Origin of the sequence: Streptosporangium sp. NPDC023615, assembly GCF_040640155.1 — a bacterium.
In the GTDB taxonomy this organism is placed as follows: domain Bacteria; phylum Actinomycetota; class Actinomycetes; order Streptosporangiales; family Streptosporangiaceae; genus Streptosporangium.
The window spans coordinates 22,964-48,479 of sequence record NZ_JBFABE010000049.1; the positions used below are offsets into that span (position 1 = coordinate 22,964).

Genomic DNA, 25,516 nt, shown 5'->3' on the forward strand with positions numbered 1-25,516 from the left:
TACCGGCCACCGATGGTGATGGTTTCGAGACGGATTCGCGCCTTGACGTAATCCGTTTTGCGAACAGTGAGATGCCATCACCTAGTCTGGATGGCGTGAACCAGCCACACCCTCCGGAGCTGCAGCCGTTGAGGACCAACGACACGCTCACGATCCTCGTGGGCACGGTCCTGTGGGCCGTCGCCCTGATCGTGCTCCTGGTCGTGCAGCCCGACCCCGGGCAGCGCTGGTGGATCTGGACGTGCGTCTCGGGCATCTGCGGCGGCCTGTTCGGCATGTGGTTCGTACGCCGCCGTGACCGCCGCCGGCCGCCCTCGTCCGAGGAACCGATCGAGCCGACCACGGCGATCCTGTAGGACCGCCCGGTCCCGCCGGGCTCCGCGGCACCGCCGCGGCGATCCCGCGGAGCCCCGCGGAGCCCCACAGAGTCCCGCGGAGTCCCGCGGAGTCCCGCAGAGCCCCACGGAGCCGGTGCCGGAGCCGTCCGGCCCCGCCGGCCGCTAGGTGGAGGCGGTCCAGCTGTCCAGGTCGGCCTCGGCCAGCAGCAGCGGCACCGCCGCCGGGTCCCTGAGCAGCGCCGCCACCGCGAGCCGGTCACCCCACTGGCCGGACGCCCAGGCGAGCCCCCGCGCCAGGCCCTCCACACCCGAGGCGTGCACCGTGCCCTCGAAGAACCGCCAGGCGGCGGGGACGCCGTCCACCAGCAGCCTCTCGTGCTCCACGTAGCTCGCGGGCGCGCCCGGCAGCAGCGACCGCACCGCGGGCGGGACCTCGCGGGTCTCGCCCGAGGACGTCACCTCACCCGCGGCCTCCTCCCCCGCCAGCGGCAGGTCGAGCAGCTCCGACAGGGCCTCGGCCAGGTCGAACGGGGCCAGGACGAGCGGCCTGGTCGCGACGAGCGGCAGCAGGTCCGGCGCCTCGACCACGACCGGCTCCCCCGCCGGACCGGCCCCGTCCCCCCGGCCGGGACCCGGACCCGAGACGGAACCGGAACCGGGATCCGAGCCGGAGGGGAGCGGGCGGCCGTCCTCGGCGTCCACCACGACGACCTCGCCCTCCAGGACGGCGCGGATCGAGCGCGGGGGCGCGACGCGGGAGGGGTCGACGGCGGCGAGCGCCACCCACAGGGAGCGGAGCTGGGCGCGGTCGACCTCCACGGACGGATCGCCGAGCAGGTCGAGCAGTTCGTCGGGCCCGCCGTGCGAGGCGAGCAGGTCGGCCAGGGTGCTGCGGACGCCGATCATCGCCAGCGCGGCCTCGTCGACGAGCGGCGGGGCGTCCCCGTACAGGCCGAAGAGCAGCGGGTCGCCGGCGGGGAGCCTGAGCTGGGTGGGGCGCCTGCCGCCCAGCACCGGGTGCGTGGAGAGCCACCACGCGGTGTAGGAGGGCACCTCCACGACCTCCCCCGCCACCAGGACCCGCAGGGGGTGCAGGACCGAGCGGAGCGGCGGGCGCGACAGCAGCGCCAGGGCGGCCGGCCAGTCGGCGACGTACTCCAGGTCGCGTACGGCCGAGAACTCCCGGGCGACCGGCGGGACGTCCATCTCGGGCAGCAGGTCGAGGACGGTCTCCAGCCACTCGTCCTCGCGGTCCAGGTCGTGGTCGCACTCGTCCGGGTCGATCATGACGTCGGCGTCGTTGACCACCGCGAAGCCGTCGAGCACCCCGGTCGCGGCGAGCACCCGGGGACCGTACCGCTCCACCAGCTCGGGCGCGGCCGTGCCGAAGTGCGTCTCCTCGTCGAGCAGCCCGGCCAGCGAGCCGTCGGCCAGCAGCAGCTCACCCGCCGGGTACAGCTCTCCGTCGGCACCGCGCAGCGCCAGCTCCGCCAGCCAGGGCGCGTCACCGGGGGCCAGCCCGGCGGCGTCGACCAGCGCGAGCACCGCCCGGCCCACCGGCTCGGGGTCGGGACTGTCCAGGGACTCCGACACGGCGGAGCGGGTCAGCGGATCCTCCAGGACCGTACGGGGGGTGGCCTCGCCCGCGCCGAGCCGCAGCAGGAGCGGGTGGGCGGCGTCCGGGTGCACCACGCGCAGCCCCAGGGGGGCCAGGACGGCCGGGTCCAGTGCCGCGCCACCGGCGCCACCGGCGCCGCCGGCGAGCAGCAGGGTGCCGCGCGGCCCCCTGACCAGGCGGCCGTCGGCGAGCGGGACCGGCAGCGCGCCGAGCGCCTCGGGGTCGTCGGCGGGCAGCACCTCGTACAGCGACCGCCACCAGGCCGGGTCCCTGTCCTTGACGGCGTCACCGGAGAGCATGTCCACGATGTCGGAGAGCTGCACCCTCCTGACCCCGAGGGCGGTGATCGCCGGATGCCGGGACGGCCACCCCGCGGGCAGCAGCCCGGGGATCATGGGGGCGACCCTGTCCAGCAGCTCCGCGGGCGCCGCCACCACGGAGGCCTGCCGCCCGGAGACGACCAGGCCCTCCCCGGGGACCGGCGAGCCGGCGGGCGCGGCTCCGGAGGGGGCGTGCGAGGCGGCCGGGGCCGCGCCCCCGGCGGCGCCCCCGAAGGCGCCCCCGGACGCGGGCCTGGACGTAGGCCCGGTCTCGGCCGCGGACACGCCGGGGTCGGTGAGGCCGAAGTCCGCGAGCAGGGCGGAGTCCGGGGAGCTCGCGGGGTCCGCGGGCGGGGAGAGGGCGGGGAGAAGCGGCGCGTCCGGGAGTCTGCGCAGGACGGCACGGCGGATGCGGGCGTCGAGCTCGCCCTTGCCCATCAGGCCGGGGACGAGGTCGAGCAGCCTGGGCGTACGGGGCAGCTCCGCGAGGAGCTCCAGGTACGTGTCGGCCGCGCGCTCGACCAGGAAGTCGGCCAGCGGCCCCGGCGCCACGTGCCGGCGGTCGGTGGCCATCGGGAACGAGGCGATCAGCAGCGCGGGCAGGTCCAGCGGCTCGTCGCTCGGCGTGGGCGCGTGTACCACCGGCGGCACCAGGGCGGGCAGCGGCATCGGCTCCCCGCCCGCCGCGCCGGAGCCGGAACCGGTGGCGGGCCCGGGAGCGGCGACGGGCACCGCCCAGCGCACCAGCCAGTGCGGCCGGGAGCGCTCCTCGGTCGGGCGGTCGGCGAAGAGCTCGGTCACCTGCTCGGGGGTGAACCGCCCCGAGGCGGAGACGACCTTCCAGCCCTCCGCGGTGACCGTCCTGGTCTCCCCGTCCACGTCGACCTCGATCGACTCCAGCGCGGGCAGGCCCAGCAGCAGCGCGGGGCTGGTCTGGCGGAGCATCGCGCGGACGGCGTCCTCGGCGGCCTCGTCGCGGAGCGGCAGCCGTACGAGCGTGTCGAACCCGGCGGGGATCTCGACCGGGCCCGCGGGGAAGGGCAGGCGCAGCAGCGGGACGTGCCCGCCGCGCTCGGCGAGCTCCTTGGCCAGCGCGGGCTCGGCCGCCACCAGGGCGGCGGTCTGGTCACGGGACCAGCGCACGACCCCGGAGCCGAGGGAGCCGATCACCGGCTCGTCGCAGACCGACACCACGGCCGCGAACCCGACGCCGAAGCGCCCGGCCGCGCGGGTCTCGTCCCGCTTGGCCGAGACGCGCAGCGTGGACAGGCCCTCGATCCCGGCCTCGTCCACCGGGGCGCCGGTGTTGGCGGCCGAGAGCACGCCCTCGCGCAGCGAGAGGCGGAGCCGCCCGGGAACGCCCGCGCGCAGCGCCGCGTCCGCGGCGTTCTGGGCGAGCTCGACGATCAGCCGGTCACGGTAGCCGCCGAGCGCGAAGTCCTCCTCGGCGTTGGCGTCCTCGCGGAAACGCGCGGGCGAGGCCGTCCAGGCGGCCAGGACGGCCGAGCGCAGACGTTCGGTACCGAAGATGTCAGTCAAGGCGATGCTTCCAAAGGTCAGGGCCCCGTGGGCCGTCTCTCACGTCCGGTCGTCCGGCCGTCCGGGGGTGTGCGCCGCACCGCCCGGAGCCCGATCCCGGCGCCCCGCGACGGAAAGGGCGGCCCGGACACCCCGGGAGCGTACCGGCCGCCGGCGACAGAACCGGTCGCCGGTGCGGCGGCCCGGAAGGGGACGCCGGGAGGAGGCGTCACGGGCCGCCGGGTCACCCGGCGACCCGGGGTCGCCGGATCAGGAGTGGCCGAGCGGCTCGGAGGCGGTCTCGTCCACGGAACCGGCCAGATCCGGCTCCGGTCCGTTCTCCGGGTTCTCGGCGGTGTCGTAGGAGAGATCGTCGAGGATCGGCGAGGCGGGCTCGACCTGGTGCGGCAGCACCGCGGCCTCGGAGTGCGCGCCGCACCCGTGGTCGGCGGCGACCACCCGCCCGTCGTCGGGGGCGTACTCGTTGGCGCAGACGCCGAAGCCGGTACGCAGCGCGCCCGCGAGCGGCCAGTAGAAACCGCAGGTGGAGCACTGGGCCGGAGCGGCGTGCGCGAGCGGGGTGTGCGGCCCGGACTCGCCGGAGTGCCAGCGGCGCACGGCGCGGTCACGGCCGATCGGGGAGAGCACCCGGGCCCGGCCGAGACCGTACTCGAAGATCATCTGGTGGTCGGTCTCGTCCGTGGTCTCGGTGAAACCTGGCGCGAGCCGATCGTCGTCGTCGGAGGTGGGCAGCAGGTCGCCCACGCCGAGGTCGCCGGGCAGGAGCCGGTCGCTCCACGGCACCCACTGCGGCGGCATCAACGCGCCCGCCCCGGGCAGCAGCACGACCTCGCTGACCGTCACGTTGCGCGCCCGGGAGGCACGGGCCACGGTGACGGCCCAGCGCCAGCCCCGGTAGGCGCGGTCGAGACAGGCGAAGTAGTGGGTGACCACGCGGTCGCCCTCGCCCTCCACCCCGAGGTGGTCGCCCACCTGCTCGGGCTTGACGTTCTCCTCCACCGCCGCGCGGGCCAGGTCGACGGCCGCGACGCACGCCTGGTCCGGGACCACGGCGCGGGATCGAGTCCGGCTCACGAGTCGTCTCCCGTCAGCCTCGCAGCACGACGGCTGCTGTCCCTACTGGCTCGCTCGCTGCGCTCACTCACAGTTCATTCTCACCCATGACCGGAGCGAACGGCACCGCGGACCGCCGATCATCCGGCGAGTGACCAACCGCACCGGACAACTCACGCGCCCTTCGGGTATGACTGGATACGTGGCAGCGGGGTGGGAGCGGGTGCGGCAGGCGGCGGGCGAGGCCTCCCGGCAGGTGGGCCGGTCGGTCTCCGCCGCGGGCCGGGCGAGCGTGCGCGCGGGCAGGAGTACCGGCCGCACGGCGGCGCGGGCGGGCCGGGGCGCGGTCGGCGGCACCCGCCGGGCGGGGCAGGCCGCGCGCCGGCTGACCCACGCCCAGGGCGCGGGCCGCACCGGGCTGGGCCAGCTGATCGAGTTGACCGCGGCGCACAGCGCGGGCGACGCCCTGGTCACCGCGGCCCTGGCCGGGACGCTGTTCAAGCTCCCGGTCAACGAGGCACGCGGCCAGGTCGCGCTCTACCTGCTGATCACGATGATCCCGTTCGTGGTGGTCGCGCCGTTCGTCGGCCCGGTCCTCGACCGGTTCCGCTCCGGGCGGCGCTTCGTGATGGCGGGCACCCTCTTCGGCCGTGGCCTGCTCTGCTTCGCGATGGCGGCGGCGATCGTCCCCGGCGACGTCTTCACGATCTTCCCCGCGGCGCTGGCCGTGCTGGTGCTGTCCAAGGCCTACAACGTCTCCCGGGCGGCGATCATGCCGAGCGTGCTGCCCGCCGACATCGCGCTGGTGACCGCCAACGCGAGGGTCGCCCTGTTCGCGCTGGTCGCGGCGGGGGTCGCGGTGCCGATCGGCGCCGGCACCAGTGCCTGGCTGGGCGCCGAGTGGGTGCTGCGCGGGGCGACCGTGCTCTTCCTGCTCCAGGGCGTGCTGGCCGTACGGCTCCCCCGGCACGTCGACTCCCCCGACCTGGAGGGCCTGGACGAGGAGGGGGAGGACCGGCCGCACCGCTGGCGGACCATGCTCAACGTGGGCCCGGTGGTGGCCGAGGCGATGTACGCCAACGTGGCCGTCCGCGTCTACTCCGGTTTCCTGCTGTTCTACCTGCTCTTCCTGGTCCAGGACAGGAACCTGCCCGGCCTGCCGCCGACGGCGGCGATCGCCGCGCTGGCCGTGGCCGCCGGGGCCGGCGGGCTGGCGGGCACGGCGGTGGCCTCCTGGGTGCGCAACCACTCCCCGCAGGTCATCGTGCTGGCCACGCTGGCGGTGACGACCGCGATCACCGTGCTGGCCGCGGTCGTCTTCCGGATGTGGAGCGCGGTCGCCGTCGCCCTGGTGGCGGCGTTCGCCCAGGGGCTCGGCAAGCTCGCGCTGGACGCGATCGTGCAGCGTGAGATCGGCGAGGAGGTGCGCTCCTCCACGTTCGGCGTGGTGGAGGCCTTCCTGCAGATCGCCTGGGTGCTGGGCGGCCTGGTCGGGCTCTGGCTCTCGCTGTTCGCCCCCGGGTCGGCCGGGCTCGCCGCGATGGCCGTGGGGCTGGCGGGCTCGCTCGGCTGGCTGCTGGTCCGGCGCCGCGGACGGGTCCGCGAGGTGGAGGCCAGGGTGGAGGCGGCCCGGGGCTCGTCCTCGGCGGCGTCCGCGCCGGACGACGCCCGGGACGGGGACGGCTCCACGCACTCGGGGCGTTCCGCCCACCAGGACGCGTGGGGCAGGCCGCGACCGGCGGGGACGACCACCGCGGTGGTGCGGCACACGGATCCCCCCACCGAGAAGCGGACCAGGCCGCTGACCAACCCCCACGGCTGAACCACGACCGGACCGGGCCCGGCCGCGGTCGCGCCCGGTCCGGGCCGGTCGCGCCACGGCCGACCGGGTGACCGGTCGGCCGTGGTCCGGGGGGACGGCCGGAGGTCAGTCGTCCAGGTCGTCGGCCACGGCCCGCAGGACGGCAGCGATCTTCTTCGCGTGCGCGGCCTCGGGCTGCTTGCCCTTCTGGTACGACGTGGAGACCGTGTCGAGAAGCTTGATCAGGTCCTCCACGATGACGACCATCTCGTCGGGCTTCTTGCGCTTGCCCTTGGGCTTGGCGGTCTTCGCGAGCGTTGGAGGCTGGTCGATCACTCGGACCGACAGGGCCTGCTGGCCGCGGCGCCCCTCGGCCACGCCGAACTCGACCTTCTGGCCCGGCTTGAGGGAGTCCACGCCGGAGGGCAGCGCGGAAGAATGCACGAAGACCTCGCCGCCGTCGTCGCGGGTGAGGAAGCCGAATCCCTTGTCGGCGTCGTACCACTTGACCTTGCCACTCGGCACAGGGGTGACCTCGTTCAGACTGTCGTGAAAAGGAATGGAAGTAGGTTATGCCCAGCGGGCGCCGGGAGCGACCGTATATCGAGCCCCGAATTATGCGGGAACGCGTATGGTTCTCCAGCCTTCGAACCATTCGGCGAACTCGGTCAGGTCACCCAGGACCACGTCGGCTCCGTGGTCGCGCAACTCACCCTTCGAGCAGGGACCCGTCGCCACCGCCACGCTGAAGGCACCCCCCGCCCGCGCCGCGTCGACGTCCGCGACGTGATCTCCCACGTAGGCGTCGGCGCCGAACGCCGCGAGGGCCGTTCCCTTGGCCGTCCCGAAGAGCGATCCGGCGACCTCGTCCACCTCCAGGCCGAGGAACTCGACCGTGCGCGTCGCGTCGCGGACGTTCTTCGCCGTCACCACGATGACCCTGCCGCCCGCCCGCCGCACGGCCAGCACCGCCTCGCGGGCACCGGGCATGAGCGTGGTGACGGGGACGGCGATCGACGCGTACAGCCGCCGGTAGAGATCGGCGACGGCGGGGACCTCCTCCGCGGGCATCCAGTGGGCCAGCTCCCACTCCAGCGGCGGCCCCAGCCTGGACAGCACGGCGGCGGTGTCGATGCGGACACCGGTGCGCACCGCCACCTCGTCGAAGGTCGCGGAGATGCCGGCACGCGTGTCCGCGAGCGTCAGATCGAGGTCGAACCCCACCGAGTTCATCGGGTTCATCGGGTTCACCGGGTTCACCGGGTTCACCGGGTTCACGGGGTCCACGGGGTTCATGGGGTCACTCACCGCTCCTTCTCGACTACACGGAGATGGTTCTCTGATAAGCCCTCAAAGAATGCCAAATAGCCTTAAACATGGCCAATCAAATCCTGCCGTCACCGCGCCCCGCCGCGTCGCCCTTCGGAAAAGGGTTTACTTATCCCGAAGGCGGATGACACCCTTCCGGGGGTTCCACGGGCGCCCCTCCGGCGAATCCATGATCGTCCGTTCCGTCGGACGCGAGCCCGTCCCGTCGGACGTGAGCTCACCCGGCCGGACGCGGGCGCGCCCTGCCGGACACGACCGTCCCGCCGGCCGCTCACCCCGGGCACGCCCGGCGCGGCGCGATCCGGTGCGCTCGGCACTGGATAAGGTCACCGTGGAGGTATCGGCAGAGAATGACCAGATCGACGCGCGAGCGGATCATCGACGAGTCCCTGCGCCTGTTCGCCGAACGAGGCTACGCGGCGACCTCGGTGGCCGAGATCGAGGCCGCCTCGGGGCTGTCGCCGGGCGCCGGAGGGCTCTACCGCCACTTCAAGTCCAAGTACGAGGTCCTGGCGGCGGCGATGAACGAGCACGCCGCCCGGACGCGGGTGCAGATCGCCGAGACCCTCGCCGAGTTCGGCGTCGTCGACACCTCGACCGGTATCGAGGAGCGGCTGGCACACCTGTGCAGGGCGGGCCTGGCCAAGGTCCGCGAGGAGCGGGAGCTGACCCGCGTCTTCTTCCGCGACCTGAGCCAGTTCCCCGAGCTGGTCGCGACCGTGCGCGAGGGTCTCCTGCAGCCCATGTTCGACGCGATCACCACGTGGTTCCGCGCCCAGCCCGAGTACGCCGGGGTGGAGGCCGACTGGCAGGCCATCGGGGCCGTGCTCGGCGGGGCGGTCGTGCACTACCAGCTGTTCCAGGAGACCGTGGGCGAGCCCCCCGGCCGGGCGGAGCGCGATCGCTTCGTCTCCGCCTGGGTACGCCTCGCGCTCGGCCTGCTGCCCCGCCCGGCGGCCCGGAGCGTCGTCTGAGCGGTGGGCCACGGACTGGGCGGGGTCACCGGTGTCCCCTGCCCGGCTGGATCACCGGGTTGAGCAGGCGGTAGGTCAGCCAGAAGACACCCCACGCCGTACCCAGCAGGAACATGAGCCCGCTGATGGTGAAGAACTCCTCCACCACCCTGCCGAGGTCCTCCCTGGCGCGGACGAGGGCGACCAGGCCGCCGCCCAGGGTGTAGCTCAGCATCGGGGAGGCGATCCCGACCACCTTGTCGGAGGGGGTCCACGCCTGGCAGGCGACGACCACGAGCGCACCCACGGCCCAGACCAGAACCGGGACGGTGAAGATCGCGATCGTGGCGAACGGGAACGGGATCAGCAGCCCCGCAAGGGTGAGCAGGGCCATGCCGATCGTCTCGCGGTGGTGGCTCAGCAGGATCGTCCGGGCGTCCTGCGTGCCCGGTGTGATGTCCTCGCGCGATCGGGGCGGACGGTTGCGGCGCAGCAGGCCGGGACGGCCGCGCGCCTGCCTTTTGGCCAGCCGCTCCTCCGCCTCCCGGATGCCCCTGGCCACGCCGGGCGGCATGTCCGGCCGGATCCCGGCGCCACCGGGCCCGTTCCCGGGCGCCTTCACCGGCGGTCCGGCCGGCCCGCCGGGCACGTCCCCCTCCCCTGACACCCCTGACGGTTCCGACGGCTCCCCCGGCTCCTTCCGCCCGGCCTCCGGCGTCCTCCCCGGTGACTCCCGCCCCTCCTCGGTCCCCGTCGGCGTCCGGCGCGTCTCCGGCCCCGGTACGACGGGGGCGAGGGGATCCGGCGGGAACGGCGCGAGGGGGTCGGGCACGGGCGGCGCCGGAGGGGCCGGGGCGGGCGGCGCGAGGGGGGCGGGCGGCGCGAGCGGGTCCGGCACGGACCGGTCCCGCACGGGCCCGCGCCACACGAGCTCGTCCTGCATGGGCTCGTCCCGCACGGGTGGGATCTCCTCGGTCGGCGGGTCCCCTTCCACCTCGTCCTCCCACTCCGCCTCCGCGGCCCGCCGGTCCGGGGAGTCCTCGGACTCCGAGGAGGGCATCGGGGCGTAGGGGTGGCCGCGTACCGGCCGACGGGGAGCGGGGACGCCGGCCTCGCCGGCGCCGCCGGGGTTCCGGGACCCGCCGGGATCGCCGGGGTCGCCGGGGTCGCCGGGGACAGGGGGATCGCCGGAGCCACGGGAGCCGGGAGAGTCGTGGGGGTCGCCGGGCGTCGGCGCGGCGAGAGGCGACTCGGACGGCGCCGAAGGCCGCGGCACGGGCACCGGCGACACCGAGACCGCCGAGGCGGACTCGGAGGCGGGCTCGGAAGCAGAGGCGGAGCCGGACTCGGAGGCGGTCACGGTGGTGGAGGTGGGGACGGGCGATACCCGGGCGGACGGAAGCCGAGCGGGCGGAGCCTGGGCGGACGAGGCGTGCGCGGACACGCCGGAAGCACCCACCACGCCGGAGGCAGCGGCCGGACCGGAGGCACCGGCCACCCCGGAAGCGTCCGCCGCACCGGACGTCGTCCCGGACGGCCGGGACGCCTCCTCCTCACCCAGCCGGCGCAGCTCCCGGCCCACCAGCTCGACGGGATCGCCGAACCCGGCCAGCACCCCGGCCACGACGGCCGGGTCGTCCCTCCCCGCCCGTTCGGCGTCGATCCGCCTGCGCAGCCCCGCGATGAAGTCGATCCGCCGCCTCGGTGGCAGCACTCCGTGGGCGGCGTCGGCCACCTTGCTGACATAGTCCAGGACGAGCTGGTCGGCGCGCTCGATCACACTGACCATCCTCTCTCGGGATCGCCTCCCCCGGAGGGGTTCTTCCCCGATTCACCGCGCATCACGTGATCGATTCGCGTCCTTCACACGATCACGGAATTCCCCCAGGCCGCGCGATGTCGGTCAAGCCTCCTACCATTGGCGGAATGAGCACGGAGTTCACCGAGTGGCTGCGCGGCCGGAGCGACGATCGGCTGCGGGCCCTCGTCTCCGTGCGTCCCGAGCTCATCACGCCCGTGCCCGCCCACCTGGAGGGGCTGGCCGGGCGGGCGAGCAGCCCGTCCGCGATCGGAAGGGCCCTCGACCGGCTCGACCGGTTCACCCTGGCGGTCGTGGAGACGCTGGCCGTGCTCCCCGGCCCCCTGCCCTACCGGTCGCTCCGCGCCCAGATGGCCCGCGCCCTGCCCGGGGTGGCCGACACGACGTTCCAGAGCGCGCTCAAGGAGACGGTCGAGCGGCTGCGCACCATGGCGCTGGTCTACGGGCCCGACAAGGCCCTGGCCACGGCTCCCGGCGTGCGCGAGGTGATGGACGGCCCGGCGGGGCTCGGCCCGCCCGCCGTGGAGGCGTTCCGGCACCACCCCGCCGAGCGCCTCGCCGAGCTGGTGCGGGACGCCGGGGGCGAGGACGGCGACACCAAGGAGGCCCTGGCCGCGCTGCTCGCCGATCCGGGCGTCGTCGGACGGCTGGTCGAGGAGGTCTCGCCGCAGGCCCGATCGGCGCTCAACGAGCTGGCCTGGGGTCCGGCCAGCGGCCGGGTGCCGAACGCGCGGCGCGAGGTGCGCGCCGCCACCGCGCAGTCCCCGATCGACCAGTTGCTCTCCCGGGCGCTGCTGGCCGCCACCGGTGAGGAGAGCGTGGTGCTGCCCCGCGAGGTCGCCCTGTTCCTGCGAGGCGGCCGCGTCCATCGCGACCTCTCCCCCTTCCCGCCCGCGACCGAGGGCACCGTGCGCGACCAGGGGCTCGCCGACCGCACGGCGGCCGGGCAGGCGTTCGCCTTCGTCCGCGCGGTGGAGGAATTGTGCGAGCGCTGGAGCGCCGATCCGCCCGGCGTGCTCCGCAGCGGCGGCCTGGCCGTACGCGACCTCAAGCGGACCGCCGCGCTGCTCGACCTGCCCGAGTGGGTGACGGGGCTCATCGTCGAGGTCGCGTACGCGGCGGGGCTGGTGGCGGCGAGCGGCGCGGTCGACGGCGACTGGATGCCCACGCCCGGCTACGACGGCTGGCGGGTGAAGGCTACCGAGGACCGCTGGGCGGTGCTGGCCACGACGTGGCTCGCCATGGACCGGCTGCCGGGCGTCATCGGCGACCGGGACGAGCGTGACCGGCTGCTCAACGCCCTCCATCCCGACCTGCGCCGCTCGTCGGCGCCCGAGGTCCGCGCCGCCACCCTGGGTGTTCTCGCCTCCGCGCCGGGGGTCGCGCCCACGCCGGAGGCCGTACGCGACCGCCTGGCCTGGGAGCAGCCGCGCCGCCGCGGCGGCCACCGCGACCAGCTGGTGGAGTTCACGCTGCGGGAGGCCGAGCAGCTCGGCGTCACCGGGCTGGGGGCGCTCTCCGGTCACGGCCGCGCCCTGCTCCCCGACGCCTCCGGTGATTCCGGCGCCTCTGCGGGCACCGCCGGTGGCCCCGCCTCCTGCGCCGCGGCCCGGTTGCTGCTCCCGCTGCTGCCCGAGCCGCTCGACCACGTCCTCCTCCAGGCCGACCTGACCGCCGTCGCCCCCGGGCCGCTCACCGGGGAGCTGAGGCGCTGGCTGGCGCTGGCGGCCGAGGTGGAGTCCACCGGCGGGGCCACGGTCTACCGGTTCGACGAGCGGTCGGTCCGGCGGGCGCTGGACGCGGGGCAGGGCGCCGACGAGCTGCTCGCCATGCTGGAGCGTCACTCCACCACGCCCGTGCCCCAGCCGCTCGGCTACCTGATCGCCGACGTGGCCCGGCGGCACGGCCGGATGCGCGTCGGCACGGCGAGCGCGTACGTGCGGTGCGACGACTCCTCGCTGCTGGACGAGGTCATGGCCGACAAGCGGGCGATCCCGCTGCGGCTGCGGCGGCTCGCCCCCACCGTGATCGCCTCCAAGTCCTCCAGGCCCGCGCTGGTCGACGCGTTGCGCGCGATGGGGTACGCCCCCGCGGCGGAGTCGCTCGACGGTGACGTGATCGTCACCCAGCTCGACGTCCGCCGGACCGAGGGCGTGCCCGCGGCCCGCTCACCGGTCATGTTCGGCGGGCCGGAGGCCGAGGTGGTGGCGGCGGCCATCCGTGCCGTACGCGCCGGGGACGCCGCCCACCTGGCCCGCCGTCCCCCGGTGGCCGCCCCCGACGGCCAGATCCCGCGCTCCCCGGCCACCGCCACGATCACCGCGCTGCGCGAGGCCATCCGTCAGGGGTCGCAGGTCTGGATCGGCTATCTCGACTCGCAGGGCAACGCGACCAGCCGGATCCTCGAACCGGCCCGGATGGAGGGCGGCTACCTCACCGCCTACGACGAGACGCGGGCGGCGGTGCACCGCTTCGCCCTGCATCGCATCACTGGGATAGCCGACATCGCCTGACATGCCGCTCACCCGTTCCACCGAGGACCGGGAACGACCGTACGGCTCCGGTGTGCCGGGGAAGACCAGGGGGTAATGTCGGTCCCGGGACGGACCGCCCCGGGACCGGCCGCCGGGCCGCCGAGGCACGTCGCCGTCCGGGAGCCGGAGCCTTCCCGGCCTCGTCCGGAATCCGGCCACCGGAACGGAGGCCGACCCATTCGTCCCTGGCACACGGTTCACGGCTCATATCGTGATATCTGTTGATGTCCCGAGCTCCACAGAAGCGAGAGATCCACGGTGAGCAGCGGTCATTCCGAAGGTCCCGGCACCGATCCGGACGACTGGAAGAGCCCCTACGGCACGGGTGCCGGTCAGGTCCCCGGCGACGGCCGGCTTTCCCACGACCGGGAACGGTCCGCTCAGAGGCGTCCGTCCGGGCACGCCGGGTCCGGGCACGCCGGGGCCTTCGGCCACGGGGCCTCCCCCTACGACGACCAGGCCCCGGACGGCCCGGCCCGCACCGGCTCCCCCTACTCCGGCCCCGCCTACGGCGATCCCGCCTACACCGACCAGGACCATGACGCCCCCACCCTCGTCGGCCTGGATCTCGGCGGCGAGGACCACACCCTTCGGGGCCACGACCTGGGGTACAGCGGCCGGACGTACGCCGACCAAGGCCACACCGGCGGCCACCACGACACCGGGTGGTACGGCGGCGGAGGACACACCGCCGCGGGTCACGGCGGGGGCCCGGGGAACGGAGGTCACGACGGCGGAGGCCACCCCGACGCGGGACACGCCGCCGGGGAGTACGCGGGCCACACCCGGCGCGATCACGCGGATCCCTCCCTCCACGGATACGGGCAGAGCGCCCCCTCCCCCTACGGGTACGGACAGGGTTACGTCGAGCAGCCCCACGCGCCCGGCCACGGTCCCGGGACGTCCCGTGCCACCGAGGGCGTCAGGACGCACGCGATCGTCGCCATGGTCGTCGGCATCGTGCTCTCGCTGAGCTTCTTCCTGAGCATCGGAGGGCTGGTCGCCGTCGTCCTGTCGGGTCTCGCCCTGGGCAGGGTCGACACCGACACGCGGGGGGCCGGGAAACTGCTCAGACGGGCCTGGATCGGCATCGGCGTGAACATCGGGCTGATCGTCCTGGGGGCGGTCGTCTTCGTCGTCGCCGGGCTCAACCACGCGTTCGGTCCCTGATCGTGCCGGGACCGGCGGGGCCGCCGCCGGGCCCCGGCCGCCGCGGCGACACAGGGTGTCCGGCAGGTCCCGCACGCCCGGTGCCCGCACACCCGGCGACCCCGTACTCTCGGTGTCCGGGCACGTGGTGAACGCGCGCGTGCCGGCCGGGGATGTGAGATCGCTCGCATCGGCGGGCCGCGCGGGACTGCCCACGCGTCCCCGCCCGTTGCACCCGGGGAACGTGGGGCAGGGGACGGCCCGGTGGACGACCGCCGGGTGCGACCATGAGCCGAACCGCCGCGACACGCCGTGACCGAGGGAGACGTCTGTGACTGACGGACCATTGATCGTCCAATCGGACAAGACCCTGCTCCTCGAGGTCGACCACGAGAAGGCCGGGGAGTGCCGCAAGGCGATCGCGCCCTTCGCCGAGCTGGAACGCGCCCCCGAGCACGTGCACACCTACCGGGTCACGCCCCTGGCGCTGTGGAACGCGCGGGCCGCCGGGCACGACGCCGAGCAGGTGGTCGACGCCCTGATCGCCTACAGCCGCTACCCGGTGCCGCACGCGCTGCTGGTCGACGTCGCCGAGACGATGGCGCGCTACGGCAGGCTCCGCCTGGAGAAGCATCCCGTGCACGGACTCGTCCTGACCAGCACCGACAGGGCCGTGCTGGAGGAGGTGCTGCGCTCCAGGAAGATCCAGCCGCTGCTGGGCGAGCGCCTGGACGACGGCGTGGCGGTGCACCCGAGCGAGCGCGGCAACATCAAGCAGCTCCTGCTCAAGCTGGGCTGGCCCGCCGAGGACCTGGCCGGGTACGTCGACGGCGAGCACCACCCGATCGAGCTCACCGAGGACGGCTGGGAGCTGCGCACCTACCAGCGCGAGGCCGCCGAGGCGTTCTGGCACGGCGGCTCGGGCGTGGTGGTGCTCCCGTGCGGGGCGGGAAAGACGATCGTGGGCGCGGCGGCGATGGCGCAGGCCAAGGCCACCACGCTGATCCTGGTGACCAACACGGTCTCGGCCCACCAGTGGAAGCAGGAACTGCTCAAGCGGACCTCGCTGACCGAGGACGAGATCGGCGAGTACACCGGGACGAAGAAGGAGATCCGGCCGGTCACCATCGCCACGTACCAGGTGATGACGACCCGCAGGCAGGGCGTCTACCGCCACCTGGAGCTGTTCGACGCCCGCGACTGGGGGCTGGTCGTCTACGACGAGGTGCACCTGCTGCCCGCGCCGATCTTCCGGATGACCGCCGACCTGCAGGCCAGGCGGCGGGTCGGGCTGACCGCGACGCTGGTGCGCGAGGACGGCCGGGAGGGCGACGTGTTCTCCCTGATCGGCCCCAAGCGGTACGACGCGCCGTGGAAGGAGATGGAGAACCAGGGCTGGATCGCCCCGGCCGACTGTGTCGAGGTGCGGGTGACGCTCACCGACGAGGAGCGGCTGGCGTACGCGATGTCGGAGTCCGAGGAGCGCTACCGGTTCTGCGCGACCACGCCGTCCAAGACGCGGGTGACCGAGGCGCTGGTCCGGCGGCACCTGGACGAGCAGGTGCTGGTCATCGGGCAGTACATCGACCAGCTCGACGAGCTCGGCGAGCACCTGAACGCGCCGGTGATCAAGGGCGAGACGAAGGTCAAGGAGCGGGAGCGGCTCTTCCAGGCGTTCCGCGACAAGGAGATCCAGGTCCTGGTCGTCTCCAAGGTCGCCAACTTCTCCATCGACCTGCCCGAGGCCGCGGTGGCCATCCAGGTGTCGGGCACCTTCGGGTCACGGCAGGAGGAGGCGCAGCGGCTGGGCCGGGTGCTGCGGCCGAAGGCGGACGGCGGCGGGGCCCGGTTCTACTCGGTGGTCAGCCGTGACACGGTCGACCAGGACTTCGCCGCCCACCGGCAGCGTTTCCTGGCCGAGCAAGGGTACGCCTACCAGATCATCGACGCGGACGACGTGCTCGCCGGAGAATGACACCACTGGCGAACACGCCGTCGATGTGTGTCAGGCCCACGAAATCCCTCGGGCTTTCGACAAACAGACCACCCCCTCGCTAGGCCTCAGCGGCCACTGGCGACATACCCCCATGATCTGCGCGAGTCACCATGTTCGGCTGCCTTTTTCGTCATTTCATCGCAGAATCACAGAGAGTATCAGGTTGATTACCGATTGATCTGAGATCGGCCTGAAGAATGCCCGGGACGACCGTCGAAGGATCGTCCACGGGCGAGTCCCACGATCATCGAGGTGTCCCGGACCGCCGCTCCCGGTCCGGCCCTAATCCCTTTGAGGCGCGCGAGCGCCGCCGCTAGGCTGGTCGATTCGCTGCCCGATGACCACCGTCACCTCCGTTCATGAATGGGAGGCGCTTCAGCATGCCCGCACATCAATTGGCCCCCGACATAACCGAAGATCCCGCCCGGATCCTCGCCGCCGAACGCGAACACCTGGCCGTCTCCAGGGCGGCGCTGCGCGCGATGCGCGAGCACGCCGCCTCCCTGTCCTCCGACGCCGCCGGGGACTGGGTCTCCCAGCAGATCCTCCAGGCCCTGCTGGACCAGCGGGTCGCGGCGCTCGCCGACCACTCCGGCACGCCCCTGTTCTTCGGCCGCCTCGACCGCGAGGCCGACGACGACCTGCCGGGGACGGTCCACGTCGGACGCAGGCACGTCCACGACGACCGCAGCCGCCCCCTGGTGATCGACTGGCGGGCCCCGGTCTCCCGGGCCTTCTACCAGGCCAGCCCGTCCGACCCGATGGGCGTCGTCCGCAGGCGCCGGTTCGGCTACCAGGGCGGCGACCTGACCGCCTACGAGGACGAGCGCCTCGACCAGGACGGCCCCGCCGTCGCGCGGAGCAGGATCCTCACCGAGGAGATCGAGCGCCCCCGCTCGGGGCCGATGCGCGACATCGTCGCGACGATCCAGCCCGACCAGGACGAGATCGTCCGCTCCGAGCTGACCCGGACCGTGTGCGTCCAGGGTGCCCCCGGCACCGGCAAGACCGCGGTCGGCCTGCACCGGGCGGCCTACCTGCTCTTCACCCACCGCGAGCGGCTCGCGCGGTCGGGCGTCATGATCGTCGGCCCGAACCGGGCGTTCCTGTCCTACATCTCCTCGGTGCTGCCGGCCCTGGGCGAGGTCAAGGTCGACCAGACCACGGTCGCCGGGATCCTCGGCGACCACTCCGCCCCCGAGGAGGCGGCGGTCGGCGCCCTCAAGGGGGACGCCAGGATCGTCGGGGTGCTCAGGCGCGCCCTGTGGATGCACGTCGTCAAGCCCGCCGAGGGCGTGCTCTACACCAAGGGGATCAACCGCTACCGGGTCGCCGACCACGAGGTCCGCGAGATCGTCGCCGCCCTGCGCGGCACCGTCCGCTACGGTCCCGGCCGCGCCACGCTCGCCCAGCGCCTCGCCCACCTGGTGCTCGTCCGGATGGAACAGCGCGGCGAGTCGCCCGACGACCGGGTGCAGGACGCGGTGGCCCGGTCGGCGCCGGTCAAACGGCTGGTGGACGCGGTGTGGCCCAAGCTCACCCCGCAGCAGGTGCTCCACCGCCTGTTCAGCGACCCCGGCTTCCTGGCCGCGGCGGCCAAGGACGACCTCACGGCCGAGGAGCGGTCGCTCCTGCTCTGGGCCAAGCCCCCCAAGTCCTTCCGCTCGGCGAAGTGGTCGGCGGCCGACGCCGCGCTGATGGACGAGCTGGGCGACATGATCGAGCGGACCACGCCGCTGGGTCACCTGGTCGTGGACGAGGCCCAGGACCTGTCGGCGATGCAGCTGCGGGCGCTCGGGCGGCGCTGCCGCACCGGGTCGGCCACCGTGCTGGGCGACCTCGCCCAGGGCACCACGCCCTGGTCCGCCCGCTCCTGGACCGAGGTGCTGGGCCACCTGGGCTTCGAGGACGGCGCCGTCACCGAGCTCACCCTGGGGTTCCGGGTGCCTCGCGAGGTCCTGGACTACGCGGCCAGGCTGCTGCCGTCGGTGGCCCCAGGTCTCGCCGCCCCCCGGTCGCTGCGGCCCGGCGCGGGCTCCCTGTCGGTACGGCCGGTGACGGACCTGACCACGGCGTTGTCCGGCGCCGCCGAGGAGGCGCTCGCCCGCGAGGGGTCGATCGGCGTCATCGTCCCCGACGCCCTGGTGGACGCCGCCTCCGCCGCCGTGTCCCACCTGGACCACCGGGTGCTGAGCCCCGACACGACCGGGGACCACCGCCTGCTGGTCGTCCCGGCCACCCTGGCCAAGGGCCTGGAGTACGACCACGTGATCGTGGCCGAACCGGCCGGCATCGTCGCCGCCGAGCCCCGGGGCCTGGCCCGCCTGTACGTGGTGCTGACCCGCGCGGTCACCTCGCTGACCGTGCTGCACGCTCGGCCGCTCCCCGAGCAGCTCGGCCGGGCCGTGTCGTCCGGGTGACGTGTCGCCGGTGAACGACAAAAAGAGGCGGCCCCCGGAAGGGGTCGCCTCTTTTTCGAAAGCGTCAGGACTAGAAGTCCATGTCGCCGCCGCCGCCGGGCATGGCGGGAGCGGCACCGGCCTTCTCGGGCTTCTCGGCGATGACGGCCTCGGTGGTGAGGAACAGCGCCGCGATGGACGCCGCGTTCTGCAGAGCGGAACGCGTCACCTTGGCCGGGTCGATGATGCCCGTGTCGAACAGGTTGACGTACTCGCCGGTGGCGGCGTTGAGGCCCTCACCCGCGGGAAGGTTGCGCACCTTCTCCACCACGACGCCACCCTCGAGGCCGGCGTTCACGGCGATCTGCTTCAGCGGCTCCTCGAGAGCCTTCTTCACGATCGCGGCACCGGTGGCCTCGTCGCCGGAGAGCTCCAGCTTGTCGAACGCCTTGGCGCCGGCCTGCAGCAGGGCCACGCCACCACCGGGGACGATGCCCTCCTCGACGGCCGCCTTCGCGTTGCGAACGGCGTCCTCGATGCGGTGCTTGCGCTCCTTGAGCTCGACCTCGGTCGCCGCGCCGGCCTTGATGACGGCCACGCCGCCGGCCAGCTTGGCGAGACGCTCCTGGAGCTTCTCACGGTCGTAGTCGGAGTCGGTGTTCTCGATCTCGGCGCGGATCTGGTTGACCCGTCCGGAGATCTGCTCGGCGTCGCCGGCACCGTCGACGATGGTGGTCTCGTCCTTGGTGACGATGACCTGGCGGGCCCGGCCGAGCTGGTCCAGCGTGGTGGACTCCAGCTTGAGGCCGAGGTCCTCGCTGATGACCTGGGCACCGGTCAGGATGCCGATGTCGCCCAGCATGGCCTTGCGGCGGTCACCGAAACCGGGCGCCTTGACGGCGACCGAGCGGAACAGACCGCGGATCTTGTTGACGACCAGGGTGGCCAGGGCCTCGCCCTCGACGTCCTCGGCGATGATCAGCAGCGGCTTGCCGGCCTGCACGACCTTGTCGAGAACCGGGAGCAGGTCCTTGTTGGCGGACACCTTGGAGTTGACGACCAGGATGTAGGGGTCGTCGAGGACGGCCTCCATCCGCTCCGGGTCGGTCACGAAGTACATCGAGGTGAGGCCCTTGTCGAAGCGCATACCCTCGGTGAGCTCGAGCTCGAGACCGAAGGTGTTGCTCTCCTCGACGGTGATGACGCCTTCCTTGCCGACCTTGTCCATCGCCTCGGCGATCATCTCGCCGATCTGCGGGTCGCCCGCGGAGATCGAGGCGGTGGAGGCGATCTGCGCCTTCGTCTCCACGTCCTTGGCGAGCTTGGACAGCTCCTCCGACACGCGCTCGACGGCGGCCTCGATGCCCTTCTTCAGGGCCATCGGGTTGGCGCCGGCGGCGACGTTGCGGAGACCCTCACGTACGAGAGCCTGAGCGAGCACGGTGGCGGTGGTGGTGCCGTCACCCGCGACGTCGTCGGTCTTCTTGGCGACTTCCTTGACGAGCTCGGCCCCGATCTTCTCCCACGGGTCCTCGAGCTCGATCTCCTTCGCAATGGAGACACCATCGTTGGTGATGGTGGGGGCTCCCCACTTCTTCTCCAGAACGACATTCCGGCCCTTGGGGCCGAGGGTCACCTTCACGGCGTCCGCGAGCTGGTTCATGCCACGCTCGAGACCGCGCCTGGCGTCCTCGTTAAACGCGATCATCTTGGCTGCCATACGGCTAGACCTCCCAGATACAGGGTGGCTTGCACCGGACCGAGCCGACGCCCGCGACGGCATGTGGGCCCACGACTCCGTTCGGCGGGCCCCATCGCCTCGATCCAGGTTTGGCACTCCTCATGTGCGAGTGCCAACAAACTGTTTAGCACTCTACCCTGTCGAGTGCAAGCCGCGATCGCCTGACCTGCACGGCGGGACGGCGCGCCCCCTCCTCGGGGACGACACTCCGGGAGCGGGACGCACATCGGTCCCACGGCACGTCAGGGGGGATCCGCGGGCTCCGCCCCCGGCCCTCGGGGGACGCGAGGCGTCCTCGGTCCCAGGCCTCCGGCGGGAAGGTTCCGCGCGGAGCGAAGTCCGCCGCGCCGTCGGCGCACGGGTCGAGCCGGACGCGACGGCCCGGACATGCCCGCCGGGTCGAGACGGGTCGGGTCCGGTCGGGTCGGGTTGGGCCGAGCCGGGCCGGACCGGCGGGCGGAGCCGTGGAACAGGTCACACGCTCCGCGAGGATCCACCGGCCCGACCCGGCGAGACGGGGGACGGCCGGGGTCAGACCGCCCGGACGGCCTCGGCCTGCGGGCCCTTCTGTCCCTGGGTGATCTCGAACTCCACCCGCTGGCCCTGCTCCAATGCCCGGTAGCCGTCCATCATGATCGCGGAGTAATGGACGAACACATCCTTACCACCGTCTACCGCGATGAAGCCGTAGCCCTTGTCCGCGTTGAACCATTTGACGGTGCCCTGCGCCACGTGTGACTCCTCTTACTGGTCTTTAGGACGACGCCCATTCCTCTCGCGAAGTCCTCAATCTCCGGACGAACTTCGCCGCGTCGATCGCCCTCGACCATACCTGTGGGAAGCGGTCGGGCAACAGAGTCAAACACCAAACTCCCCGTTTATCAGAGTTTTCAGTACGGGATCAGAGTTTGACTATCACTATTAGTTAGTTCAATTTTGTAACATCCTCCCGAGCGACGAATATGAGCCCGAGTCATAAAACACGACACCCGCCCGGCCGGAGCCGGGCGGGTGTCGCGGGAGAGATGGCACGCCACGGGCCGTGCGCCCGCGGGCGGGGCCGCGGCAGGGCCGTGACAGGAGTCGCACGGCGCCGGCGCAGGGCCCCGGGGCCGGAGGGGACCGTGGAGGCGGTGAGGCGGCCTGGGCTCAGCCCCCGGCCACCGCCGGGATGATGGAGACCTGGACGCCCGCGGGGGTGGCCGTGTCGAGGTTGTCCGCGAAACGGACGTCCTCATCCCCGACATAGACGTTCACAAAACGGCGAATCTTACCCGTTCCATCAAGAATTCGGGCGCCGATCCCCGGGAAGTCCGCCTCCAGCTTCTGCAGAACATCGCGCAGGGTCTCCCCCTCCGCGCTCACCTCGGCGGCACCGCCGGTGTACGTCCGGAGAATCGTCGGAATCCGCACAGAAACGCTCATAATTCGTAACCTTTCACGGTTTTTAGGCGATGGCCGCACGGAATGCGTCAAGAGAGGGCCGAATGACCGCGGTGGGACGCGCCTCGGTGGCCACCACGTCCAGGGTCTTGAGACCGTCCCCGGTGTTGAGCACCACGGTCTCCGCGTCGGGGTCGAGCGTGCCCGAGGCGACCAGCTTGCGGAGCACCCCGACGGTGACGCCGCCGGCGGTCTCGGCGAAGATGCCCTCGGTCCTGGCCAGCAGCCGGATCGCGTCGACGATCTCGGCGTCGGTCACGTCCTCGACCGCTCCGCCGGTGCGGCGGGCGATGTCCAGGACGTAGGGACCGTCGGCCGGGTTGCCGATCGCCAGCGACTTGGCGATGGTGTCCGGCCTGACCGGGCGGATCACGTCGTGCCCCGCCTTGTAGGCCGCCGAGACCGGCGAGCACCCCTCGGCCTGGGCGGCGAAGATCTTGTACGGCGTGTCCTCGACGAGCCCGAGGGCGATCAGCTCCTTGAACCCCTTGTCGATCTTCGTGAGCTGGGAGCCCGAGGCCACCGGGACGATGATCTGCTCGGGGATGCGCCAGCCGAGCTGCTCGGCGATCTCGTACGCCAGGGTCTTGGACCCCTCGGCGTAGTACGGCCGCAGGTTGACGTTGACGAAGCCCCACTTCTCACCCAGCTCGTCACCGATGAGCTCGGAGCAGAAGCGGTTCACGTCGTCGTAGGTGCCGTCGATGCCGATGAGCCTGCCGCCGTACACGGAGGCCATGACGATCTTGGCTTCCTCCAGGTTCGAGGGGATGAACACGCAGGAGTCCAGCCCGGCCCGCGCGGCCGCGGCGGCCACGGCGCCGGCCAGGTTGCCGGTGGAGGAGCAGGAGAGGGTGTGGAAGCCGAAGGTGCGGGCCGCCTCCACGGCGATGGCCACCACGCGGTCCTTGAAGGAGTGCGTGGGGTTTCCCGAGTCGTCCTTCACGTGCAGCGAGCGGATGCCCAGCTCGCGGGCGAGGTTCCCGGCGTTCACGAGCTTGGTCCACCCGGGTGCCATGTTGGGCTTGGAGGCCACGTCCGCCGGGACGGGCAGCAACGAGCGGTAACGCCAGATGTTGGCCGGCCCCTCGGCGATCTGCTCCCGGGTCACGCGCCCGAAGTCGTAGGCGATCTCCAGGGGCCCGAAACACTCGATGCAGGCGAAGCTGGGACCCAGGTCGTAGCGGGCACCGCACTCGCGACAGGACAGGGCGACGGCGGGGCCGAAGCTCCCGCCCCCGTCCCGAGGACGGTCGAGCGGGGCGGCGGTGGTGTTCTCAGTGGTTGCGAGCGCCATGAAGCGAGGCCTTTCCCTCATCTTCGTCTGCGACCACCCTGGTCACAGACCGGAATTGGCACCTGTCCCGGCCGACCTCGTCAGATCACGAGTCTTGAACCGGGATGGTTGCCGGGGCTTCGCAGGGCCGGTCCCTCCACCCCTCTGGATGAGCACGTATTCATTTGTGAACCTGACGCGCAGGTCTCCAGCACTCTACCCCGCCGTACCGCCGTCCCGACAAGCCGTCTCAGGATACGAGACATGACGTGTTAACCACCGGACACCACCGTCGGCACCGGCCCGGGACAGCGGGCTCGGCCGTCCTCCCCGTGCGGCGGATCCGAGGCGGTGGACGCGCGGCCGCGGATCTCGGACGACGTGTTCCGGACGCCGGACGACAGACACCGGAGATCGGACGGCGGAGATCGGACGAAGGGCGGCGGCACGCCGGTCAGGGAACGCTGCGGACCGAGAGCGGGGACGGCGCCCTGAGCCCGACGGTGTAGGAACCGGAACCGGCCACGCTCACCACCCGGTAGCGGTAGAAACCGGGCGCCCCGACATAGGTGATCTTCTCGTCCGAGCCGGCGCTCCGCGAGGAGGCGACGACCCGCCAGCCGGAGCTGCTCCACTTCTGCAGGTACAGGTCGAAGTCCGTGCCGGCGGGACCGTCCAGGCACCCGTAGTGGGTCCCCGTGATGGCCGCCCTGTAGTAGACGTTCCTCGGGTGGTACACGGACTTCCCGGCGGCCAGCGCGCCGGTGTAGGTGGTCGGGTAACCGGTGCAGGTGCCGGTGGTGGGCGGCGGCGGGTTGCCCGCGGTGGTCTTCAGCGCCAGGCCGTAGGCGGTGAGGATCTCCCCGATCGGCTGGAAGTAGGTGACGCCGCCCGAGCCGCAGTCGCCCGAGCCGCCGGAGGTGACGCCCTGGGCCTGGTCGATGGAGATGAACGAGCCGCCCGAGTCGCCGGGCTCGGCGCACACGCTGGTACGGGTGAGCTGGAAGACGGCGCCCTGCGGGTAGGTGACGCTGGCGTCGCGCTGCTGGATGAGGCCGCAGTACCAGTCGGTGGTGGAGCCCGACCGGCAGACCGAGGCGCCCTCGATGGCGACCCTGGCCCCGGCGACCGGGACGACGCCGCCCTGGCCGTTGTCCACCCCGGCGGTCGCCGTCCAGGCGCTGTTGACCGCCACCCAGGCGTGGTCGCTGCCCGGGAAGACCGAGCCCTGGAAGGTCCCCTGGGCCAGGCGGTTGAAGCCGGTGGTGGCCGCGCCCCGCCTGCCGCAGTGGCCGGCGGTGACGAAGCCCGGCTGGTTCCCCCTGAGGACGGAGAAGCCCACCGAGCAGCGGTTCACCGCGCCGGTGTAGTAGGCGTTCCCGCCGACCAGGTCGTACAGCGGCAGGGGCGCCTCGGTGGAGGGGAGCACGACCACCGCGGTCTGGTCGAGGCCGGAGGAGGCGATGATGTTCTGGGTCTGTTCCGGCCGCGGGGCCAGCACGACCACCTTGTTCCGCTTGACGTCGACGTAGCGCACGCTGGAGATCAGCGGCTTCGGCGGCAGCGTGGCGTCGAGCTTCTCCTTGACCTCGGCGAGTTCCGCCAGCGACCGGGGCACGACCTCGGCCTGCGCGCCGGCGGCGACGATCTGGGGGATGTCGGCGATCGTGGTGCTGGCCACCACCAGGGTGTGCGCGGTCTTGGCCCGCAGCCAGGCGCCGCCGAAGCGGGGCCCGAGCCTCCTGCTCATCTGCTCCGCGATCGGGATCAGCCGCGCCTCGTTGAGCAGCCGCGCCTCGGCCTCGGCCCTGGTCAGGTCCAGGTCGCGCTCGAGGGCCTCCAGCATGCCCGGCGGCGGCGCGACCGAGGTGATCACCACGCCGGGCGTACCGGGCCTCCCGGGGACCTTCGGTCCGCCCGTCGCGCCCGGCACGATCGGTCCGGCCGCCCCCGGGGTGCCCGGGGTGCCCGGGGCGCCCGGGGCGCCCGTCCGGCGGTCGGCGTCCGCCGGGGCGGCGGCCAGGGTGAGCGCGGATACCGCCAGGACGCACCCGGAGGTGACGACGTGTCTGCGGGACATGTGGGTCTCTCCTCGACCTCGGCTTCCGGAGCGGAGGGGGGAGGATCGCCCCGTGCCACCGGCCGGCCGTGTGGCGCGAGCGCTCGACCGGGGTGACGCGGACAAGGTCACCCTAATCCAGTCGTCGC

At 72.9% G+C, this 25,516-nt stretch carries 17 protein-coding genes and 1 riboswitch; of the genes, 7 read left to right on the top strand and 10 right to left on the bottom strand.

The features are described 5' to 3' along the window. The first annotated feature begins 95 nt into the window (after positions 1-95). The gene (locus AB0G16_RS27560; protein WP_362810922.1) at positions 96-356 is read left to right on the top strand and encodes a DUF2530 domain-containing protein; all 261 of its coding nucleotides are present in this window, start codon (positions 96-98) and stop codon (positions 354-356) included. 144 nt (positions 357-500) lie between these two features. Here AB0G16_RS27560 and AB0G16_RS27565 read toward each other — a convergent pair whose 3' ends face one another. Then, on the bottom strand, positions 501-3,815 hold the full coding sequence (locus AB0G16_RS27565; RefSeq protein ID WP_362810925.1) for a hypothetical protein: 3,315 nt from the start codon (positions 3,813-3,815) through the stop codon (positions 501-503). Positions 3,816-4,064: 249 nt separating this feature from the next. Then, positions 4,065-4,889: a DUF3027 domain-containing protein gene (locus AB0G16_RS27570; protein WP_362810928.1), complete on the bottom strand. Its 825-nt coding sequence runs from the start codon at positions 4,887-4,889 to the stop codon at positions 4,065-4,067. A 181-nt stretch (positions 4,890-5,070) separates the two neighbouring features. On the opposite strand from AB0G16_RS27570, the gene AB0G16_RS27575 reads away from it, so the two are divergent. Continuing rightward, positions 5,071-6,690, top strand: coding sequence for an MFS transporter (locus tag AB0G16_RS27575; RefSeq protein WP_362810931.1), 1,620 nt, complete (start codon positions 5,071-5,073; stop codon positions 6,688-6,690). A gap of 105 nt (positions 6,691-6,795) precedes the next feature. Here the strand turns inward: AB0G16_RS27575 and AB0G16_RS27580 are convergent, their stop codons facing one another. Continuing rightward, positions 6,796-7,194: a cold-shock protein gene (locus AB0G16_RS27580; protein ID WP_344921876.1), complete on the bottom strand. Its 399-nt coding sequence runs from the start codon at positions 7,192-7,194 to the stop codon at positions 6,796-6,798. 90 nt (positions 7,195-7,284) lie between these two features. Further along, positions 7,285-7,977: an HAD family hydrolase gene (locus AB0G16_RS27585; protein ID WP_362810934.1), complete on the bottom strand. Its 693-nt coding sequence runs from the start codon at positions 7,975-7,977 to the stop codon at positions 7,285-7,287. A gap of 371 nt (positions 7,978-8,348) precedes the next feature. Between AB0G16_RS27585 and AB0G16_RS27590 the strand changes: the two genes are divergently transcribed. Continuing rightward, positions 8,349-8,972 (top strand): helix-turn-helix domain-containing protein, encoded by a 624-nt coding sequence (locus tag AB0G16_RS27590; RefSeq protein WP_362810937.1) that lies wholly within the window; start codon positions 8,349-8,351, stop codon positions 8,970-8,972. Positions 8,973-8,997: 25 nt separating this feature from the next. On the opposite strand, the gene AB0G16_RS27595 is transcribed toward AB0G16_RS27590, so the two are convergent. Continuing rightward, the gene (locus AB0G16_RS27595) at positions 8,998-10,731 is read right to left on the bottom strand and encodes a hypothetical protein (protein WP_362810940.1); all 1,734 of its coding nucleotides are present in this window, start codon (positions 10,729-10,731) and stop codon (positions 8,998-9,000) included. A 146-nt stretch (positions 10,732-10,877) separates the two neighbouring features. On the opposite strand from AB0G16_RS27595, the gene AB0G16_RS27600 reads away from it, so the two are divergent. The 4 genes from AB0G16_RS27600 to AB0G16_RS27615 all read left to right on the top strand — a co-directional run bounded on the left by AB0G16_RS27600 (position 10,878) and on the right by AB0G16_RS27615 (position 18,869). Further along, entirely contained in the window at positions 10,878-13,283 is a 2,406-nt protein-coding gene (locus AB0G16_RS27600; RefSeq protein ID WP_362810943.1) for a helicase C-terminal domain-containing protein, read from the top strand. Between the two features lie 279 nt (positions 13,284-13,562). Then, positions 13,563-14,474 (top strand): DUF4190 domain-containing protein, encoded by a 912-nt coding sequence (locus tag AB0G16_RS27605; protein WP_362810945.1) that lies wholly within the window; start codon positions 13,563-13,565, stop codon positions 14,472-14,474. Positions 14,475-14,784: 310 nt separating this feature from the next. Further along, complete coding sequence (locus AB0G16_RS27610) at positions 14,785-16,428, top strand: DNA repair helicase XPB (protein ID WP_362810948.1); 1,644 nt, start codon at positions 14,785-14,787, stop codon at positions 16,426-16,428. Positions 16,429-16,829: 401 nt separating this feature from the next. Beyond that, the gene (locus AB0G16_RS27615) at positions 16,830-18,869 is read left to right on the top strand and encodes an AAA family ATPase (RefSeq protein WP_362810951.1); all 2,040 of its coding nucleotides are present in this window, start codon (positions 16,830-16,832) and stop codon (positions 18,867-18,869) included. A 70-nt stretch (positions 18,870-18,939) separates the two neighbouring features. On the opposite strand, the gene groL is transcribed toward AB0G16_RS27615, so the two are convergent. The 5 genes from groL to AB0G16_RS27640 form a co-directional block, all read right to left on the bottom strand. Further along, positions 18,940-20,568, bottom strand: a complete 1,629-nt coding sequence (gene groL, locus AB0G16_RS27620) for a chaperonin GroEL (protein WP_362810954.1) — start codon at positions 20,566-20,568, stop codon at positions 18,940-18,942. Between the two features lie 552 nt (positions 20,569-21,120). Further along, positions 21,121-21,321, bottom strand: coding sequence for a cold-shock protein (locus AB0G16_RS27625; RefSeq protein ID WP_362810957.1), 201 nt, complete (start codon positions 21,319-21,321; stop codon positions 21,121-21,123). 417 nt (positions 21,322-21,738) lie between these two features. Then, a complete protein-coding gene (locus AB0G16_RS27630; RefSeq protein ID WP_362810960.1) occupies positions 21,739-22,014 on the bottom strand; it encodes a MoaD/ThiS family protein in 276 nt (91 codons plus the stop codon). A 22-nt stretch (positions 22,015-22,036) separates the two neighbouring features. Then, positions 22,037-23,329, bottom strand: a complete 1,293-nt coding sequence (gene thrC / locus AB0G16_RS27635; RefSeq protein WP_362810963.1) for a threonine synthase — start codon at positions 23,327-23,329, stop codon at positions 22,037-22,039. 14 nt (positions 23,330-23,343) lie between these two features. Continuing rightward, positions 23,344-23,484, bottom strand: a riboswitch (SAM riboswitch). A gap of 278 nt (positions 23,485-23,762) precedes the next feature. Continuing rightward, positions 23,763-25,388 carry an alpha-lytic protease prodomain-containing protein gene (locus AB0G16_RS27640; protein WP_362810966.1) on the bottom strand — a complete coding sequence of 542 codons (1,626 nt, stop codon included), beginning with the start codon at positions 25,386-25,388 and terminating at the stop codon, positions 23,763-23,765. Positions 25,389-25,516 lie beyond the last annotated feature (128 nt).